Below are 17,800 nucleotides of genomic sequence, written 5' to 3' on the forward strand. Positions count from 1 at the left end.
TTCTAGATTTTTCTACAGCCAGCTCAGCCACAGCCTGAAACGAAGAAAGGCCGGGAAGCGACGCTTCCCGGCCTTTTTCAATGCAATGACCCGCAGGCTACTTGCCGCCGGGCAGGGCCGAGGCCGGGGTCTCCTTGCGCCCGAGCTGGGTCGAGAGGCTGTATATCTCGTGCGGATCAAGGATGAGGACCACTGAACCGTCGCCCATGATGGTCGCGCCAGAGAGGCCCTTGAGGTTGAAATTGTTGAGATACTGGCCAAGGGGCTTGATGACGATCTCCTGGCGTTCCAGCAGCCGGTCCACCACCAGCCCGAGGCGCCTGTCGTTGTCGTGGATGACCACCATGGGCAGCACGTCGCGCTCGGCCATGGATTGGGGCAGACCAAGCAGCTCGGCCAGCTCGATGACGCCGAGCACCTCGCCGCGCAGGGTGACGGCCTTGCGGCTGTTGACGTCCGAGAGCTTCTCGGTCTCGATCTTGGTGGTCTCGGAAACCGCGTCCAGGGGAATGGCGAAGGTCTCACCCGCCACCTGGACCATGAGGGCGTCGATGATGGCCAGGGTCAGGGGCAGGGTCAGGGTCAGCTTGGTGCCCTTGCCCACCTCGGACTGAGTGTTGACGCTGCCCTTGAGGTTCTTGATGTTGGTCTTGACCACGTCCATGCCCACGCCGCGGCCGGAGATGTCCGTGACCTTCTCGGCCGAAGAGAATCCTGGGGCGAAGATGAGGTCCAGGGCCTCGCGGTCGTCCATGGCGTTGGCCTCCTCGGGCGTGATCACGCCCTTGCGGATGGCCACCTGCTTGAGCTTCTCGGGGTCGATGCCGCGCCCGTCGTCCTCCACCTCGATGGCCACGGAATTGCCCTTGTGGTAGGCGCGCAGCCAGACATGCCCCTTGGGCTTCTTGCCCGCCTGGATGCGCTCCTGCTCGTCCTCCAGGCCGTGGTCCACGGCGTTGCGCACCAGATGCACCAGCGGATCGCCGATCTCCTCGACCACGCTCTTGTCGAATTCCGTCTCCTCGCCTTCCATGATCAGTTCCACCTGCTTGCCGCTCTTGCGGCTCAGGTCGCGCACCAGTCGCGGAAAGCGCGAGAACACGGTCTGCACCGGGACCATGCGGACCTTCATGATGGTGTCCTGTAGATCGTCCGAGATACGGGCCATGGCGTAGGTGGTCTCGGTCAATTGCTGAGCGACCACATGCACGTCCTCGTGACCATCCTCCAGAGCGCGGGCGAGCATGGAATAGCGGTTGCGGTTGATGATCAGTTCGCCGATGACGTTCATCAGGTGATCGAGCTTGTGGTGATCCACCCGGATGGTACTCGACGCCTTGGGCTTGGCCTGCTGGGCGGCCGCCGCGCCTGAGCCGGAAGCGACTGTGCTTGGAGTGTTTGACATGGGTGCCTTGGCCGCCGGACGGGCGGGCTTGGGTGCGGGTTTGGACGCCCCCTGTGCCGGGCGCGTCTGGGGCGCGGCTGCGACGTCGCCATCGTCGTCGGGCTCGTCCTCGAAATCGGGTTCCGCCCGGGCCGGGGGTGCGGGCTTTGGCGCAGGCGCGGCCTTGGGGGCGGCCGGTGCGGACCTGGGGGCAGGCTTGGAAGCGGGCTTGGCGGCAGCGACGACGAGATCGCGCGTCGGATCTGTCACGGCTTCGCCCGAGATGTCGGCCATGGCCTTGAGCAGCATGTCCTTGAGGATGGCGAACTCCTGGTCGAGAATGTCGAGCATCAGGCTGAAGTCGATGTTGCTCTTGCGCCCCTGGTCCACCAGCCCAACGGTACGGGCCGAGTATTCCTTGATCTCGGCCAGGCCCATGTAGCCCGCCGAGTTCTGGATGGTCTGGAAGGTACGGAACAGGCCATCAACGATGTCCGGCTGCCCAGCGTCCTCGCGCAGCATGGCCAGGGCCGTGGCCGCGCTCTCAAGCTGCTGCTTGATGGTCTGAAGGAACAGGGCCACATCCTCGGGATCGTAGTCCGAGGGTGAGGCAGTGGCACCCTTGGCCCCTGCGTCGGGTGACGGGGCCGCCGCGTGCGATGCCTCGGCCGCAGGCGCAGGAGGTGTCGCCGCCCTGCCCGGATCGTGGTGCTCGCCCTTGATGGCGGCCAGGGCCTCGGCCACCACCGCCACATCGCCCTCCTCGGTCACCTTCTGAAGCAGCTGCGCCATGACCGAGGTGTCCACCGGGGTGACGCGGTTGGTTTCCACATCCACCTTGCCCACCAACTCCTCGATCAGATCCACCGAGGAGAGGAGCAGGTCGATGAGCCCCTGGCCGCACTCAATGTCGCCCTTGCGGACCTTGTTGAGCAGGGTCTCGGCCTCGTGGGTCAGGGAGTTGAGTTCCTTGAACCCGATGATGCCGCTGTTGCCCTTGAGATTGTGAAAATAGCGGAAAGTGTCGTTGATCATCTCCTCGCTGTCGTCCGGATGGCCCTCCAGTGCGAGGAGGCAGCGGTTGAGGTTTTCAATGATCTCCGTGGCCTCCTCCAGGAAGTCAGCGAGGTGGCCTTCGCCCACGGTGCTCAGTCCGTAGGGGGCGTCGTCGAAATCGGGATCGGGCTGGGGGAGAAACGATACTGTCATGGCGACCCTTTCCGTGTTGACCGCCTGGGGCGCGGGTTGCGGTTCGGAAGCGACGTCCTCGGGCTGGAATTCTTCTGCGGCGACGTATTCGACGACCGGCTCCGTGATTTCGGACTCATCGCCCGAAGCCGGGTTGGGCATCGCCTTGGCCAGGGGCGCGTCGCCTTCGTCGAGGGTGCCGGCCAGGGCGGCCTCGATCCTGGCGATGATGGGGGCGGTGTCCACGTCGCCCTCGACGCCGCGGTTCTCAAGGTTGTCCACCATGGTGCGCAGGGCGTCGGTGGCCGAGAGGATCAGGTCCATGATCCCGCCGGTGACACGCATGGACCCCTGGCGCAGCTCGTCGAGGATGCTTTCCGCCTTGTGGGCCAGACCGTTTATCCTGTTGAGCCCGAGAAAGCCGGACGCGCCCTTGAGGGAGTGCATCGGGCGGAAAATCTCGTTGAGCAGCCCGAGGTTGTCGGGTGCCTTTTCCAGTTCGAGCAGATTGGGCTCGATGGTCTCCAAGTGCTCTTTCGCCTCAACAAAAAAATCGGCTAAGATTTCTGGATCGAGAAAATCCTGGCTCATCAAGTTCCCTTTGGCGGCGGCCGTCTGTCAGCGTTTCAGGCGCAGCTTTCCATTACAATGTCGTGCATTTCCCGGCTCGCGGGTCATCCAAGCAGCATCTTGACGTTGCGCACCAGCTTTTCGGGCTGGGCGGGCTTGACCATGTACAGGTTGGCCCCCACGGTCAGGCCGGTCTGGATATCCTTGTCCTGGCCCTCGGTGGAAAGGACCACGATGGGGATGTCCCTGTATGCCTCCTGCTCGCGGACGGTCTTGATGAAGGTCAGGCCGTCCATGCGGGGCATGTTGACATCGGAGACGATGAGATCGACCTCGGCGGCGCTATAGAGCTTTTCGAGGCCGTCCAGCCCGTCTTCGGCGGTGGTGACCTTGAACCCTTCCTTCTTCATGATGAAGGCGACCAGGTTGCGCACCGTCTTTGAGTCGTCCACTATCAGAATATGCTTCGCCATGATTCCCCCTTGGTCCAGTAACACGGAATCCGTCGTTTTATCAAATCCTCCGAAGGGCGCTGCTCTCCCGCCCCGCGGCCATGGTGCCTACCCCTCTTTCTTGTAGATGATGGCACCCGGAAAATGGATGGGCTTGAAGGCGCGAGTAATGTTGTGCAGCGACTCCGAATGCCCGATGATCAGGTATCCGCCGGGAAGCAGGTTGTCATAGAATGCACTGATGACCTGCTTCTTCATGGCGTCGTCGAAATAGATGATGACATTGCGGCAGAACACGATCTGGGAGCGCTCCACCCGCTTGAGCTGCGCCCTGTCGCGCAGGTTGATCTGGCCAAAGGAGACGAGCCGCTTCACCTCCGGCTTGACGGCGTACAGTCCGTTTTCCGGCTCGAAATAGCGCTGCACGATCTCCTTGGGCGTGGTGCGCAGGGTGTAGTCGTTGTACTCGCCCTTGCGCGCCGATTCGAGCACCCGGTCCGAGAGGTCGTTGGCCGTGATGCGGATGTCCCAGTTGGCGACATCGGCCCGGAGCAGCTCATGGATGATCATGGCGATGGTGTAAGGCTCCTCGCCAGTGGAGCAGCCTGCCGACCAGATGCGCAGCTTGCGCCCGCTTGCCCGGCAGCCCTCCAGCACATCGGTGAGCACCTTTTCCTGAAACACCTGCAACTGAGGCGGATTGCGGTAGAAGCTGGTCTCGTTGGTGGTGATGACCTCGAAGAGCTTCTTCATCTCCCCGACCTTGCCAGCGTCGAAACGAAGATAGTTGTAATACTCGTCGAAGTTCCTGAGATTGAGCTTCTTCAACCTGTTTCCCAGCCGGTTTTCCAGCAGGTACTTGCGGTTGTCGGCAATGTATATGCCGCACTGCTCGTAGATGAAATCCCGCAGGTTGGCGAACTCCTGATCGGTGATCTTGAGTTCCTTGCCAAGGGCGATGGTCTTGGAAAAAAGCGAGGACATCGGGTCCGCCTACTCCTGAGCTTCCTGCATTCTGGCGATGGCCTCCTCGGCGGCGTTGATCAGCTCGTACTCGTCGCCGTTGGCGATGTCCAGCAGGGCGCGGAAGGCGGTGGGACCTCCGATGCCGCCCAGGGCCTCGATGAGCTTCATGACCACGAACCGATTCGGATTGTCGAGCATGCCGATCAGGCGCGGCACGGCCTGGGCCGAACGGTGTTCGCCCAGGGCGTCGATGGCCCTGATCTTGACCCAGTCGTCCTCGTCATTCAGGGCGTCGATCAGGTAGGGGACGGAACTCTCAGAAAAACACTTGCCAAGGATTTCAATGACCGTGAGGCGGACATCCTTGCTTTCATCGCCCAGCCTGGAAAGGACCAGGGGCTGCCAGTCGTCATTCACGTCGCATTCCGAGGCCAGGGCCTCCAGGGCCACCTTGCGGATGTCGGGCACGGCGTCGTCAAGGGCCCGCTTGAGAATATCGAGGTTGGCCGAGACGCCGAGCTTGCCCAGGGCGTAGACAGCCATCAGCCGATGGATCGGCTCGGGGCTCTCGTACATGGCCGCGAAACGGTCGCGCACCCGGGGGCCGTTGATGGCGATGCACGCCTCCAGGGCGGCCTCCTTGACATCGTCGTACTGATGATCGAGCAACGGGAAGATGCGGTCTGCCACCTCGGCCAGCCGCAGCTTCTCGCCCAGCAGATAGACCGCGCTCTTGAGCACGGTGCCGTCGGGGTGCTCATCGAGAATCCTGATGAAGAAATCCTTGGAGTGCTCGTTGCCCCGCTCGGCGGCCACGCCCACGATCTGGCGCTGGATGGGCAGGGACACCTTCCAGAAGGCCTCCATGAGCACGCGGCAGACCGCGTCGTCGCAGCCGCAGGATTCGGGCGAGATCATGGAGAGCACCTGCACGGCCACATGGGCCATGCCCTCGTCCTCGCCGAGCATGCCGGCCTTGAGGGCGTCGGTCATCCCGATGACCGCCAGACCGCCGATGATGGTGGCCAGCCGCTCCTGGTCACGGTCCTGATCCAGCCGGGCCGCGATGCGCAGGATGCCCTCCGAGGCCTCCTCGCCGCCCACATGGGCCAGCCCCTGGATGGCGGCGTCCTGTATCTCCACATCCTCGTCGCGCAGGGCCACGAGCAGATACTCGCGAAACCGCTCGCGCTCGGTCACGCTGAGCAGGTTCAGGGACTTGCCGCCCAGAATCTTGACCACTGCCTTGACTATCTTGTTACGCAGGGCCGTGGGCGACTCGTCCATGCGCCGCAGCAGCATGGTCACGGCCTTGATGTCGCCCAGCTCGCCCAGAGAGTCGATGATCATGGAGGCGACCAGGTCCGAGGCGTGGTCCAATGCCTTGACCAGCGCCCCCACCGAGCTTGCGTGGCCGATCTTGGTCAGGGCCTCGATCACCGAATACTGTACCCACTCCTCGTCCTCGATGGCCTTGTTCAGGCAGGGCGCGGCCTCGGCCATGCCCAGTTCCCCCAAGCTCACGGCCGCCTGATAGCGGACATTGACCTCGGGATCCTTGAGCAGGGCATCGCACAGGGGCTCGACAGCCAGCGGGCTGGCCGTGGAGCCGAGGATGTCGGCCACGAAAATGCGGATGTCCGGGTCGTCGTCGTGGATGAGGGTGACGAGGGAGGGCATGTCCTGCCCGCCCACCTCGCGCAGGATGTCCATGGAAAGATTGCGTACCGGGGCCTCGTCGGAGCGCAGCAGCGGCAGCACCGCCTGCACGGTCTCGCGCCCGCCGATCTTGCGCAGCGAGCTGTCCGCCGCCTCCTGCACGCCCAGATGGTTGGTCAGCAGCAGTTCCGCCAGCAGCCCCACGGCCTCGACACAGTTGTCTTCGCCCGCGCGAAACGCGCCCTCGCGGACAATTTCCTTGTCATCGCTCTTCAGCAGCGAAAGATAATCGGTGCACCCCGCCATGTGGTCAACCCTCCCCAGAAAATGGATTCGCCGGTCAGACCGGCGTGCAATCACTTGTACAGATTCGCGATGATCGCCTCGGCCATGTCGTCGAGATCAACAACTTCGTCGGCCAGGTTTTCATCAACGATGGCCTTGGGCATGCCGTAGACCACGCAGGTGGAATCGCTCTGGGCCAAGGCACGCCCGCCGCGTCCCTTGAGCTCGCGCACGCCCTCGCAGCCGTCGTTGCCCATGCCCGTCAGGATCACCCCGAGCCCGCGCTTGCCCACGGCCTGGGCCACGGAACTGATGAGCACGTTGGCCGAGGGCTTGTAGAGGGCGTCGGCGGGCTGGTCCGTGACCACCACGTCCACCCGGCTCACCCGCTGATCGAGGACGATGTGCCTGCCGCCGGGAGCCACGAAGGCATACCCGGGCCGGAGCACGTCGCCGTTCTCCGCCTCCTTGACCGTGAGCTTGCTGACACCGTCGAGCCGCTTGGCAAAGGGGCCGGTGAAGGCCGCAGGCATGTGCTGGGCGATGACGATGGCGGCCGGAAAATCGGCCGGAAGGGACGAGAGGATCTTCTGGACCACGGGCGGCCCTCCGGTGGACACGCCGATGGCCACCACATCGCGCAGCGGCCTGCCAGCCGGGGTGACGGCCTGCCTGGGCGCGGCGGTCGCGGCGGACCTGGGTGCGGCCCCCCGGGCCGGCACATGGCGCATCTTGCGCGCGGCCACGGTCTTGACCCGGGCAATGAGGTCCTTTTCGATCTTGACGATGTCGAGGGAAACCTTGGAAAGCTGCTTGGGGATGAAGTCGACGGCACCCAGTTCCATGGCCTTGAGGGTGGCCTCTGCGCCCTCGGTGGTCAGCGAACTGACCATGAGCACGGGCCTCGGGGCCTCCATCATGATCTGCCTCAGAGCGGTCAGGCCGTCCATCTTGGGCATCTCGATGTCCATGGTCACCACATCGGGGTCGAGGCGGCGCACCATCTCCAGACCCTCCAGCCCGTCGCGCGCCGTTCCCACCACCTTGATTCCCGGGTCCTTGCCAAGCATCGTGCTGATGGCCTTCCTCATGAAGGCGGAATCATCCACGACAAGAACTTTTATCACCAATGCATCTCCTTAGGGTTCCCGGCCACGGCGCTCAAGGCGTTCCCGGCGGTGCGAAGCCGTCATGATCATACCCGATGCCGCCCGTGACGGCCACCGCGCAAACGTGACGTTTTCCGCTCAATCTTCCAAACGGGAATGATAGGCGTATTTACCTGTTTTGTCCATCGCCTTGCGCCCTTCTCATTTTTTGCCTTGCCTTTTCACACCCGCTGGGCTAAACACCCCTCTCACGCCAACGGGATGTGGCTCAGTCTGGTAGAGCGCTGCGTTCGGGACGCAGAGACCGGAGGTTCAAATCCTCTCATCCCGACCAAAGAAATACAGGCACTTGCGAATGGTTTTCGCGAGTGCCTTTTTCTTGGTCACATTGCCTGTCCTATTGTAATGAAATGCCCCGCTTTGGGCGGTTTTCGTGACAGACTTGTGACCGTCGGAACAAGGCAGGAAGCAAATCTCAATATTCCAACATATTACACCTAAACATTTCTATTGACTTATTCCCCACTTAGGAAGATTTAGCTGTCTACAGGATGCCCCTCCCGTGGTTGGGCTTTTTTTGTGTGTTTTGGTGGGGTCATCCGATCAGAGGAACAAACACGATGTTTATGAACAAGGTATCACCCGGCCAGGGGGGCGCGAGCGTCGGCCGCGCGGGGTATGCCATGGCTTCCGGCAACGCCGGGGGCTCCGTCTGGATGAAGGGATTTCTGGCCGTGAGCATCATGGTGCTCCTGGCCCTGCTCGTGTTCAACTGCCTGCTGTATGCGGGCAAGGTACACCTGTCGCTGTCCATGCCCCTGAGCGCAGTCTGGCGGGCCGGGGTCTATCTGTTGATCCTGACCAACCTCGGCGTGCTCGCGTGGCGGGTCTATCTGGTTCTGCGCTACCGCCCGGCGGCCCACTGCGCCGACGAGGCGCTGGTGTCCTGCACGGTCATCATCCCGGCCTACAACGAGGGCCGACAGGTGCTCGATACCCTGCGCAGCGTCATGGCCAGCGACTATCCGGCCGACAAGATGCAGGTCATCTGCGTGGACGACGGCAGCAAGGACGACACCTGGCTGTGGATGCTCAAGGGCGGCGAGGAGTTCGGCGACCGCGTCGAACTGATCCGCTCGCCCAGGAACCAGGGCAAGCGCCACGCCCTGAACGAAGGCTTCCTGCGCGCCACGGGCAGCGTCCTGGTCACCATTGATTCGGATTCCGAAATTGAGCCCACGACCCTGCGCTCCATGGTCAGCGTCTTCTGCCGCAATCCGCGCGTGGGCGCCGTGGCGGGCAACGTCCGGGTGCTCAACACCCGCCAGGGCGTCATCCCCAGGATGCTCGACGTGGCCTTCACCTACTCCTTCGACTTCATCCGTGCCTCCCAAAGCACCTTCAACACGGTCATGTGTACCCCGGGCGCCCTCTCGGCCTACGATGCCGCCCTGGTCATGAAGGTCCGCGAGGCATGGCTGCGCCAGACCTTTCTGGGCCAGCCCGCCAACATCGGCGAGGACAGGGCCATGACCAACCTCATCCTCAAGGAAGGGCGGCTGGTCCACTTCCAGAGCGATGCCGTGGTCTACACCAACGTACCCGTCAAATATCGCGGCCTGTGCAAGATGATGCTGCGCTGGGCGCGCTCCAACATCCGCGAGACCATCGCCCTGAGCCGATTCGGCTTCACCCGGTTCCGGCCCGAGCCGGTGCTGGGCGCCCAGGTGGACCTCTCACACCAGTGGCTGCGCCTCACCTGCAACGAGTTGCTCAAGCTCGGGCTTGTCTCGTCCCTGATCAACTGGCCGGGCGTGACACTCTACGGCCTGATGGTCGGCATGTTCTTCGCCTCCATCATGCCCGCCTTCCTCTATTTGCTTAAGTATCGCTCGCTGGCCTGCCTCTGGGCCTTTCCCTACACGGTGTTCATGCTCTTCGGGCTGACCTGGATCAGCCTCTACGCCCTGTTCACCCCGCACAAGAACGGCTGGCTCACCCGCGACCTCGCCACCGCGCCGGTCGGGGCGGACGCCGTGCAGGAGCGACAGTGGCAGGATGAAGCGGCCTGATTACTGCCCCGCGACCAGCCGAAACAACGTAACACAAAACCCCCGCCTGCCTCACGCATGCGGGGGTTTCTCGTGCCCGGCCCGGGCCGGAACACCGCCAGGGCTCGGACAGGCCGCGCCAGGACGCCTATTCGGTGCGATTCCTTGAAGGCTCTGCGCCATTCTCCGCGGTGGCATCATCTGTTTCGGCCTCACTGGCCCCGGCCTCGCCGGATTTGATGTGGCCAACCGAATCATCGCAGGTTCCCGCGCCATCGGCCCCGCTCCCCCCGCAACTGCTGCCGCAGCCGCAGCCGCAGCCCGACTTGCCGGAAAGCCTGCCCGTCATGCGCAGATAAAGATAGACAGCGGCCGCCGCCACGATGATGAGTACAATCACTGTATCCATGCACTGCTCTCCTTTGGTTCGCCCATGGCCCAACTGGTGGCAGGATCCTTTGCGCACGACCGTCCCGGCCCGTGCCGGGCTTTCACTCCGAGACCGTGTGTGCCCCTTCCCGCATGGGACGCGGCGGCCCGGACCATCCGGACCGCCGCGCCCGCCAGAGGGGGCTGCGCGGGTTGCGGGATGGTTACTTCATGTCCACGGCCTTGACCCAGATGACGGCGTCCTGGGACAGCTCCTTGCCGTTGTGCTCGGTGTCCGGGCCGATGCCCAGGGCGGCAAAGCCCCACCATCCGGCCTTGGGGATGCCGAAGGTGATGTAGCCGTTGTCGTCCGAGAAGATGGTCTGGGTGACGAAGGCGTCGTGGGGATATTCGACGGAAGAGGCCTCGGGCATGGAGTTGGTCTTGAGGTCGGGCATGTGGCTCATGAACTCCACCTCGACCTCGGCACCGGCCACGGGCTTGCCCTCGGAGAGTACCTGGCCCACGAAGACGTTGCCGGTCCACATGGCGTAGGGCTTGATCAGAGGCACGATCTCGCAGGGCAGGCCCACGGGATCGGCCCAGTTGCCGGGCACGCCGCCCACGTTCATGACCACCTTGGTGATCTGCTGCATGTAGATGTCTTCTTCCTTCTCGTAGTAGTAGCCGGGCTTCATGACGATGACGTAGTCACCCATGGAGCGCACTTCCTTCCTGGGGACCACGCCCGCGAAGGCCGGGGCCTTGGAGCCGGGATTGGACCACTCGATCTGCTTCAGGTAGCCCTTGAGGTCGATCTTCTTGGGCTCGGAATCACCGCGCTGGAACATGGCGTAGAATTCTTCCACACCACCCATGTCCATCATGTGTCCGGCTTCGGCGGGATGGGTGAACAGGATGCGCACATCCATGTCTTCGGCCTGCTCCACCGCGATCTCCGGGGTGTAGACCACCATGAAGTGGGCAAAGGCCGAGCTGACGACGGCAAGCACGCAGACAGCGGTCAGAAGCATGATGAACCGTTTTTTCATGAAACCTCTCCTTGGGATGAAATCGAATGTTATTATCAGTCAAGCCATATGAAAATGGCGCGTGACGGCACGGCCGCCGCGCGCCGTACTTCCCTACTCCACGATATTGGCGCCGTCGATGACCACGCCGTGCCCCTCGCCCGCGTCGAAGACCACGGTGTACGCACCCTCGGGCTTGTCAAAGGTGTACTCGCTGTCCTGGTTCATCTTGCCTTCCATGAGCGCATTGCCGTCAGGACCTTTGACGATCATGGACACACCGGCTGCGGACGAGCCGTCGGAAAACCCGCCCTCGCAGGTCACGGTGCCGTCGCCGTTGTCAAAGCAGCTCATGAGCGGGCTGTGGGCGTACGCCTGGACAGACAGGACCAGCAGGCCTGACAACAGGCCGAGAACCAACAGTTTCTTCATTTTCTTACTCCTCCTTAAGAGCAATTTTCTTTGCAAGGTTCCTTCCCGTCCTCTGATGCGGCCCGGGCTTCTTCTCGTGACGGTATCATGGCCATGACCACGGTGACGGCCACGCACAGGGCGTAGAAGGCCCACATGGCCTGGAATCCACTCAAGGCGAGCATGCTCCCGCCGGTGAAGACAAGGGTGGCCACCAGCAGGCCCAGCAGCGACTGGTACCCGATGGAGAACATCATCCACTTGGTGGAGTTGGACTGGTGGCGCACCATGATCGAGGTGGGGATGCACGGCGGATACAGGGCCATGAAGAGCATCAGGGCCAGGGCGTGCAGCGGGGTGAACCCGGCCTCTTCCTGCTTCATGCTCTCCTCCACGGACTGGCCGGAACCGTCGATGCCGTAGATGGCACCCAGGGTGGCCGCGCTGTTTTCCTTGGCCGCGAAGGCGGACAGGAGCGCGATGTTGATACGCCAGTTGAATCCGGCGTACTGGGTGACGGGCTCGATGGCGCGGCCGACCACGCCGAGGAAGCTGCCCTCGAACCGCTCGGTGCGCATCTCGCGCCGCAGCTGCTTGCGAACAGAGACGACTTTGCGAAGCTCCCGGTTCAGGGTGCGCCCGGAGTCGCCCTGCCGCCTGACCACGGCCGAATAGACCGGATTGGCGGTATCGAAGCGCTCGTTGATGGTGTCGGACACGGCCTGATCGGTCACGCCCACCTTGGCCTGCCTGAGGGCCTCGTCAAAGAGGATGATGCCCAGCACGTCGTCGTGGGTGATCACGCCCTTGTATTCGGTCTTGTCCACCTCGACCATGAAGGCGTCGATGGCGGCCTTCTCCTCGGCGGCGTAGTGGGCCCTGCGCGTGTCGCTCAGGCCCGGGAAGTTGATGAGCACGAAGATGACCACGGCCACGGCCGCCACCACGGTGATGATCTTCTTCACGAAAAGCCAGGTGCGCTCGATGGAGCGACGCGCCACCCCGCCCATGGTCGGCACATGGTAGGGCGGCATCTCCATGATGAAGGGTGCCTGTTCCTTCTTGCGCAGGATGGTCAGGGAGAGCGCCTTGGCCACGGGCAGGGCCATGAACAGGGTCACCGTGGCGATGAAGAACATGGCCAGCCCGCCCATCTGCGGGAAATAGGCGTCGATCAGGATCAGATACAGCGGCACCTTGGCCAGGCAGTTCATCATGGGCACGATGAGGATGGTGGCCAGCCGGGCGCGCTCGTCGGGGATGGCCTTGGTGGCCATGACCCCGGGGATCGCGCAGCCGCCCACATACACTCCGCCTAGGATCATGGGCAGCGTGGACTGGCCGTGCAGGCCGAAGCGCCGGAAGAGCCGGTCGAGGATGAAGGCCATGCGCGGCATGTATCCGCTGTCCTCCATCGCGGCGATGAAGGCGAAGAGCAGCAGGAAGATGGGCAGGTAGTTGAGAATGGCGGTCATGGACTTGACCACCCACTCGCCCAGGGAGCGGACAAGCGGGTCCTCGGCAAAACCGGCCGCAGGCAGCATATCCGAGACAAAGGTCTCGATGCCGCCCCAGAGGGGCCACACCTCGGCCGCCAGCCAGCCGCCAAAAACGATGGAGACCTGATACAGGGCCAGCAGGATGAGCACGAGAATGACCGGGCCGAGGAAGCGATGGCAGATGAACCGGTCCGCCCTGTCCGACAGGGAGCGCCCCCTGCCCTCCTCGACCGCCACCACCTCGCGCGCGATGCGCCCTGCGGCGGCGTGCCGGGCATAGGCAATATGGCGCTCGATATCGCGCCCCTCGCCTTCGAGGAACCCGGCCCGCGCCAGGACCACTGCGTCGAGCACGCCCTGCGGGGCCGAATGGACGCGGCGCAGCAGGACCTCGGCCTCATGATCGTTCTCAAGCAGCTTCACTGCCAGCCAGCGCACGGGATACTGGGCACCCAGGGTCGGGTCTCCGGCCAGCATGGCTGAAATTTCATCAATGCGGGATTCGAGGGGGCCGTAATCCACCACGAACGGGGCCACGGTCTTCTCGGCGTGGGCATGCTCCACGGCGATGCGGACGGCCTCCTTGCCCTCCCCCTTCTTGGCCACGGTCGGCACCACCGGGACGCTGAGCAGTTGCTCCAGCTTGGCAATGTCCACGCTCTGGCCGCGCCGGGTGGCCACGTCCATCATGTTCAGCGCCACCACTGTGGGCACTTCCATCTCAAGGAGCTGGATGGTGAGATAGAGGTTGCGCTTGAGATTGGAGGCGTCGGCCACATCGATGACCACGCCGGGGTTGTCGTTGAGCAGGAAATCCCGGGCCACCCGCTCTTCCAGGGAATAGGACGTCAGGCTGTACGTTCCGGGCAGATCCACCAGTTCGACGCGCATGTCGCCCAGGGAGAAAAAGCCCGTCTTCTTCTCGACGGTCACGCCCGGATAGTTGGCCACATGCTGCCGGGCTCCGGTGAGCATGTTGAATACGGTCGATTTGCCGCAGTTTGGCTGTCCCGCCAAGGCGACCAGAAGACTCGAACTCATTGGCGTTCCACCTCGACATACCTGGCCTCGTCGTGCCGGATGCTTACATTGTACCCGTCAAGGTGCAGCACCACGGGATCGACCAGCGGCGCGTTGCGCACCACTTCAATGTTCGCGCCCGGGCAGAAGCCCAGGTCCATGAGCCGCTGCCCGAGTGGTCCGGCGGTGTGCAGATCCACCATGACGCACAGCGTGCCGGGCTTCATCTCATCCAGTGTCATTCCCTGTTCCCCCTTGATCCGGCCAGACCGGATCCGTTGCAAGTGATATTCGCGCCGCGGATCGCCATTTTGCACCATACTGCGGTTTTGCGATCATCCGCGGCCTGTCAAGCAACCAGCACCCGGGCGGCCACGCCACGCTCGACCATGATCCGTCCCTCACCCACCGAGACGATCAGCGGCCCGCTGCCGTTGTTGAGCACATCCACCTCAATGCCGGGGATGATGCCCATGGATTCGAGCCTGGCCCTGGCCTTGGCCCCGGCATCCACGGCCAGCACAAGGGCCGCCCCCCCGTCCGGCACTCCGGCCAGCGTTCTTCGCGAAGACATAGTCACCCCCATCACGATCCCAGATTGCGGTTGCAATTGATAATGAATTTCGGTATCAGGAATAGGCTTTGGGGCGCAAGAGGTCAACAAAAAGTTGCAATTGAGACGCAGTGTCACCAAAACCTCTGAACGACAAGCCCGGAAGCAGGCGAGATGACACTGCCATCGCCATGATGCCCTAGGATACCTATTGGGAGACACTGGAGAGGACGTGAAAGAGGCACTCAAGACATTCAAGAACTATCTGGCCACCAACAGGCTCAAGCTGACACAGCAGCGGCTGCTCATCTTCAAGGTGTTCCTGAGCCAGGATTCGATGCTGACCTCGGAGGGATTGCTTCGGAAGGTCGCCGAGATGGACGACACCATCAGCCGGTCAACAGTCTACAGGACGGTCAGACACCTGCACCAATCCGGCGTAGCCCGCTGCATCCGGCTGGCCGACGGCACCACCCACTATGAGCCCATGGGCGACCACCACAGCCGCATGGTCTGCGAGCGGTGCGGCCGCCAGTTTCCGCTGATCAACCCCTACCTCGACTGCCTCCAGCGCGAGTCGGCCCGGCAGCAGGGGTTCACCCTCTTCCACTTCCAGACAGTGCTGCACGGCCTTTGCCACGACTGTACCAATCAAACCAGTGGCGTCGCGGACCGCGCATGGGACGCAGTTCACGACGCGACACGGGAGAAACAATGACCACACGCAGCTCCATTGCCAGCAACAGGGACGCTCGCGCCTTCCTCGGGCGTGGTATCCGCTCCATGTTCGCGATCAGGAAGGACGAAAGCGCCACCCCGCCGGTGGACACGGAATCGGAACGCAGGAAAGACCAGGAAAATCCTCCTGCCCGGAAGTGATCTCCGCCCCCGGAAACAGGGCCGGGCCCTTGCGGGCCCGGCCGGGCTCCATCCGCCTGCGGGGGGAGGATGCGGCGGATAACCCGAAAGACGATGCGGCGCGCCCTACGCCGCAGCCCCAGAGCAGGCTGGGCAGATGCCGAAAAGAACCATGCGGTGCCGGGTCAGGGTGAAGCCGTTCTCTTCGGCAAGGGCCGCCTGTCGGCGCTCGATGGTCTCGTCCACGATCTCCACCTTGCGGCCGCACTGGGCGCAGACCAGATGGTCGTGGTGGGCGTGGCCGTAATGGTGCTCATAGAGGGTCACCCCCTCGCCCAGGTCAAAGGCGTCGGCCAGGCCGGATTCAACAAGCAGCTTGAGGGTCCGGTAGACCGTGGCCTGACCGATGTCAGGCGCCTGTTTCGACACGCGGGAGTAAAGCTGCTCCGCCGTGAAGTGCCCCTCGTTCTCAAGGAAGCTCTCCACGATCACCCTGCGCTGGTGGGTCAGGCTCATCCCGTTGTCGCCCAGAAACTCAATGAACACCTGTCTTGCCGATTTCATCGTCCTCTCCTGTTTCAAAACTCTCAAAACCCGGCCGCAGCCAGAAAGCGCGCCGTGACCACGCCGCTGGCGATGTGCTTCCTGGTGGCATCTGTCAGCTCAAGCTCGCAGACGATGTCCAGCGGCACGCTGTCGTAGGCGGCGGTCAAGACCATCTCGAAGTCGCGACGCAGCCGGGAAAAAGCCTCTTCCACGTCGCCGAAGGTGGCCCCGGGGCCCCGCCAGGGCAGGGTCAGGGTCTCCCCATGGCTCTTCATCACATGGCTTGGCGTCATCAGCCGATGCCAGCCTGGCAACGCCCCGGCCCGCTCGTCCTGGCCGGGATGACAGAAGGAGCGCCAGGCCGATGGCGGCCGGACCACGGCCTTGTCCAGCACCACCTGGGGCACCGCCAATTCGATCTCGAAGGGCTCCAGTTCGATGGAGTAACTGAGCACGGGCCGATGATAGCCGCGCCGTTTCCTGATTTCCCATTGCATCTTCATGCGCCATCCTCCCTGTCCGCCACCTCGACCATGTCGCCGAAGGGGGGGACGGTCCCGCCGCCGCCCACGCGCGCCCAAAGTACCGGATACTCCGGCTCGCGCTCGGGAAAACGGGGGCACTCCATGTCCGTGAGATACACGAGGCATGCCGGGACCATGCCCTCGGCCTCCACCCAATCAAAAACCGGTCGATAGTCGGTTCCGCCGCCGCCCACAGGCTCGATCTCCAGGGGGAGATCAGCCCGGCTGAAGATGCGGACCGAGGTCAGCCCCGCGTCGCAGCAGAGCACATGGACCGTGGTGTCGTAGGTTTCAAGCAAGCCGGAAAGCTCGGCCACGAACTGTTCCAGCTCCCGATCGTCCACGCTGCCCGAGGTGTCCAGGGCCAGGACCACCTCCGGGAGCCTGCGATGCGAGAGGGACGGCAGGATCACGTTCATGTGCAGAAAACGCCTGTTGGGCGGGGTCCAGCTGTAGTCGTCCCTGGCCCGCTCGCTGATGTACCGGGAGAGCAGCTCGCGCCAGTCGAGCCGGGGCGTGAGCAGCTCGCGCACCAGCCGCTCCAGGCCGCCGGGCAGCTCGCCGGACTCACGCGCCTGGCGCACGGCATTGGCCAGGGCGATCTCCCATTCCTGGTCTGTTTCGTCGCCCGATGGCCCGCCTCCGGCGTCAAGGTCGCGGGAGTCGCGCACCTCGCCGCTGCCGCCCGGATCACCGGACATCTCGGATTGCATCTGCGCCTCCTGATCGCCATCATCGTCGCCCCCTTCGCCGCCCCCGTCGCCATCGTCGCCAGCCTTTCCCGCACCATCGCCACTGTCGGCGGGCTCGCCGGGCTCGCCTTGCTCGTCAGTGTCGCCGGGGCTGGGCAGGACTTCGTGCTGCTCTTTCTCACCCGTTTCGCGGCCATCGCCGGTGCCCTCCGAGGGCATGCCGTCGCTGCCGCGCACGGCGGCCAGCTCGGCATAGATGGCGTCCGCGCTCATGCCCCGGTAGACGGAATCGTCCAGATGGCCCGGCGGCAGGGTGAACCCCGCGTCCAGAAGCACCCAGTTGATGGCGTGGTCGCAGGCCGCATTCCACAGCCCGGCATCGCGCCCGTTGCGCCGAACATGGTGCTGGCAGGCTGGATGCATGACCGTGTGGGCGAGCATGCCCAGCACCTGGGCCTCGCTCAGGCCCTCGACAAAGGCCGGGTTGTAGGCAAGGACGCGGCCATCGGTCCAGGCCGTACGGCAGGAACGATCCTCCCGTGGCTCCATGCGCATGCACAGGGAACCGAAAAAGGGATGGTCCAGCAGCAGCGAAGTCCGCGCCCGGACCACTTTCTTGCGGGCCGCGTCCAT

At 63.7% G+C, this 17,800-nt stretch carries 17 protein-coding genes and 1 tRNA gene; 4 read left to right on the plus strand and 14 right to left on the minus strand.

The features are described 5' to 3' along the window. Nucleotides 1-97 precede the first annotated feature (97 nt). The 5 genes from QQS14_RS07990 to QQS14_RS08010 form a co-directional block, all read right to left on the minus strand. Nucleotides 98-3,163 carry a chemotaxis protein CheA gene (locus tag QQS14_RS07990; protein ID WP_285906452.1) on the minus strand — a complete coding sequence of 1,022 codons (3,066 nt, stop codon included), beginning with the start codon at nucleotides 3,161-3,163 and terminating at the stop codon, nucleotides 98-100. Between the two features lie 83 nt (nucleotides 3,164-3,246). Then, nucleotides 3,247-3,615, minus strand: a complete 369-nt coding sequence (locus tag QQS14_RS07995) for a response regulator (RefSeq protein ID WP_285906453.1) — start codon at nucleotides 3,613-3,615, stop codon at nucleotides 3,247-3,249. An 87-nt stretch (nucleotides 3,616-3,702) separates the two neighbouring features. Continuing rightward, on the minus strand, nucleotides 3,703-4,578 hold the full coding sequence (locus QQS14_RS08000; protein WP_285906454.1) for a CheR family methyltransferase: 876 nt from the start codon (nucleotides 4,576-4,578) through the stop codon (nucleotides 3,703-3,705). A gap of 9 nt (nucleotides 4,579-4,587) precedes the next feature. Then, a complete protein-coding gene (locus QQS14_RS08005; protein WP_285906455.1) occupies nucleotides 4,588-6,525 on the minus strand; it encodes a HEAT repeat domain-containing protein in 1,938 nt (645 codons plus the stop codon). A 50-nt stretch (nucleotides 6,526-6,575) separates the two neighbouring features. Beyond that, nucleotides 6,576-7,631, minus strand: coding sequence for a protein-glutamate methylesterase/protein-glutamine glutaminase (locus QQS14_RS08010; protein WP_285906456.1), 1,056 nt, complete (start codon nucleotides 7,629-7,631; stop codon nucleotides 6,576-6,578). 239 nt (nucleotides 7,632-7,870) lie between these two features. On the opposite strand from QQS14_RS08010, the gene QQS14_RS08015 reads away from it, so the two are divergent. Together QQS14_RS08015 and QQS14_RS08020 are read left to right on the plus strand one after the other, a co-directional pair. Beyond that, nucleotides 7,871-7,947: transfer RNA gene (locus tag QQS14_RS08015), tRNA-Pro, on the plus strand. A 349-nt stretch (nucleotides 7,948-8,296) separates the two neighbouring features. After that, nucleotides 8,297-9,685 (plus strand): glycosyltransferase family 2 protein, encoded by a 1,389-nt coding sequence (locus QQS14_RS08020; RefSeq protein ID WP_285906457.1) that lies wholly within the window; start codon nucleotides 8,297-8,299, stop codon nucleotides 9,683-9,685. Nucleotides 9,686-9,812: 127 nt separating this feature from the next. Here QQS14_RS08020 and QQS14_RS08025 read toward each other — a convergent pair whose 3' ends face one another. From QQS14_RS08025 to QQS14_RS08050, 6 genes are all read right to left on the minus strand, one after another. Further along, on the minus strand, nucleotides 9,813-10,073 hold the full coding sequence (locus tag QQS14_RS08025) for a FeoB-associated Cys-rich membrane protein (RefSeq protein WP_285906458.1): 261 nt from the start codon (nucleotides 10,071-10,073) through the stop codon (nucleotides 9,813-9,815). Nucleotides 10,074-10,257: 184 nt separating this feature from the next. Beyond that, complete coding sequence (locus QQS14_RS08030) at nucleotides 10,258-11,085, minus strand: DUF4198 domain-containing protein (protein WP_285906459.1); 828 nt, start codon at nucleotides 11,083-11,085, stop codon at nucleotides 10,258-10,260. 93 nt (nucleotides 11,086-11,178) lie between these two features. Beyond that, a complete protein-coding gene (locus tag QQS14_RS08035) occupies nucleotides 11,179-11,496 on the minus strand; it encodes a hypothetical protein (RefSeq protein ID WP_285906460.1) in 318 nt (105 codons plus the stop codon). A gap of 14 nt (nucleotides 11,497-11,510) precedes the next feature. Beyond that, a complete protein-coding gene (gene feoB / locus QQS14_RS08040; RefSeq protein WP_285906461.1) occupies nucleotides 11,511-14,015 on the minus strand; it encodes a ferrous iron transport protein B in 2,505 nt (834 codons plus the stop codon). Then, nucleotides 14,012-14,236 (minus strand): FeoA family protein, encoded by a 225-nt coding sequence (locus QQS14_RS08045; protein ID WP_285906462.1) that lies wholly within the window; start codon nucleotides 14,234-14,236, stop codon nucleotides 14,012-14,014. Before QQS14_RS08045 ends, feoB begins: the two co-directional genes overlap by 4 nt. A gap of 107 nt (nucleotides 14,237-14,343) precedes the next feature. Next, nucleotides 14,344-14,568, minus strand: a complete 225-nt coding sequence (locus QQS14_RS08050) for a FeoA family protein (RefSeq protein ID WP_285906463.1) — start codon at nucleotides 14,566-14,568, stop codon at nucleotides 14,344-14,346. A gap of 211 nt (nucleotides 14,569-14,779) precedes the next feature. Here QQS14_RS08050 and QQS14_RS08055 point away from each other — a divergent pair, with 211 nt between their 5' ends. Together QQS14_RS08055 and QQS14_RS08060 are read left to right on the plus strand one after the other, a co-directional pair. Further along, nucleotides 14,780-15,265: a Fur family transcriptional regulator gene (locus QQS14_RS08055; RefSeq protein ID WP_285906464.1), complete on the plus strand. Its 486-nt coding sequence runs from the start codon at nucleotides 14,780-14,782 to the stop codon at nucleotides 15,263-15,265. Then, nucleotides 15,262-15,426: a hypothetical protein gene (locus tag QQS14_RS08060; protein ID WP_285906465.1), complete on the plus strand. Its 165-nt coding sequence runs from the start codon at nucleotides 15,262-15,264 to the stop codon at nucleotides 15,424-15,426. Before QQS14_RS08055 ends, QQS14_RS08060 begins: the two co-directional genes overlap by 4 nt. Nucleotides 15,427-15,531: 105 nt before the next feature. Here QQS14_RS08060 and QQS14_RS08065 read toward each other — a convergent pair whose 3' ends face one another. From QQS14_RS08065 to QQS14_RS08075, 3 genes are read right to left on the minus strand one after another with little or no spacing between them, the layout of a single operon-like run. Beyond that, nucleotides 15,532-15,969, minus strand: a complete 438-nt coding sequence (locus QQS14_RS08065) for a Fur family transcriptional regulator (protein WP_285906466.1) — start codon at nucleotides 15,967-15,969, stop codon at nucleotides 15,532-15,534. Nucleotides 15,970-15,992: 23 nt separating this feature from the next. Then, entirely contained in the window at nucleotides 15,993-16,454 is a 462-nt protein-coding gene (locus QQS14_RS08070) for a hypothetical protein (RefSeq protein ID WP_285906467.1), read from the minus strand. Beyond that, nucleotides 16,451-17,800: a vWA domain-containing protein gene (locus QQS14_RS08075; RefSeq protein ID WP_285906468.1), complete on the minus strand. Its 1,350-nt coding sequence runs from the start codon at nucleotides 17,798-17,800 to the stop codon at nucleotides 16,451-16,453. The genes QQS14_RS08070 and QQS14_RS08075 overlap by 4 nt, the downstream gene beginning before the upstream one ends.

It is taken from the genome of Pseudodesulfovibrio pelocollis (assembly GCF_030282845.1).
Classification (GTDB): domain Bacteria; phylum Desulfobacterota; class Desulfovibrionia; order Desulfovibrionales; family Desulfovibrionaceae; genus Pseudodesulfovibrio; species Pseudodesulfovibrio pelocollis.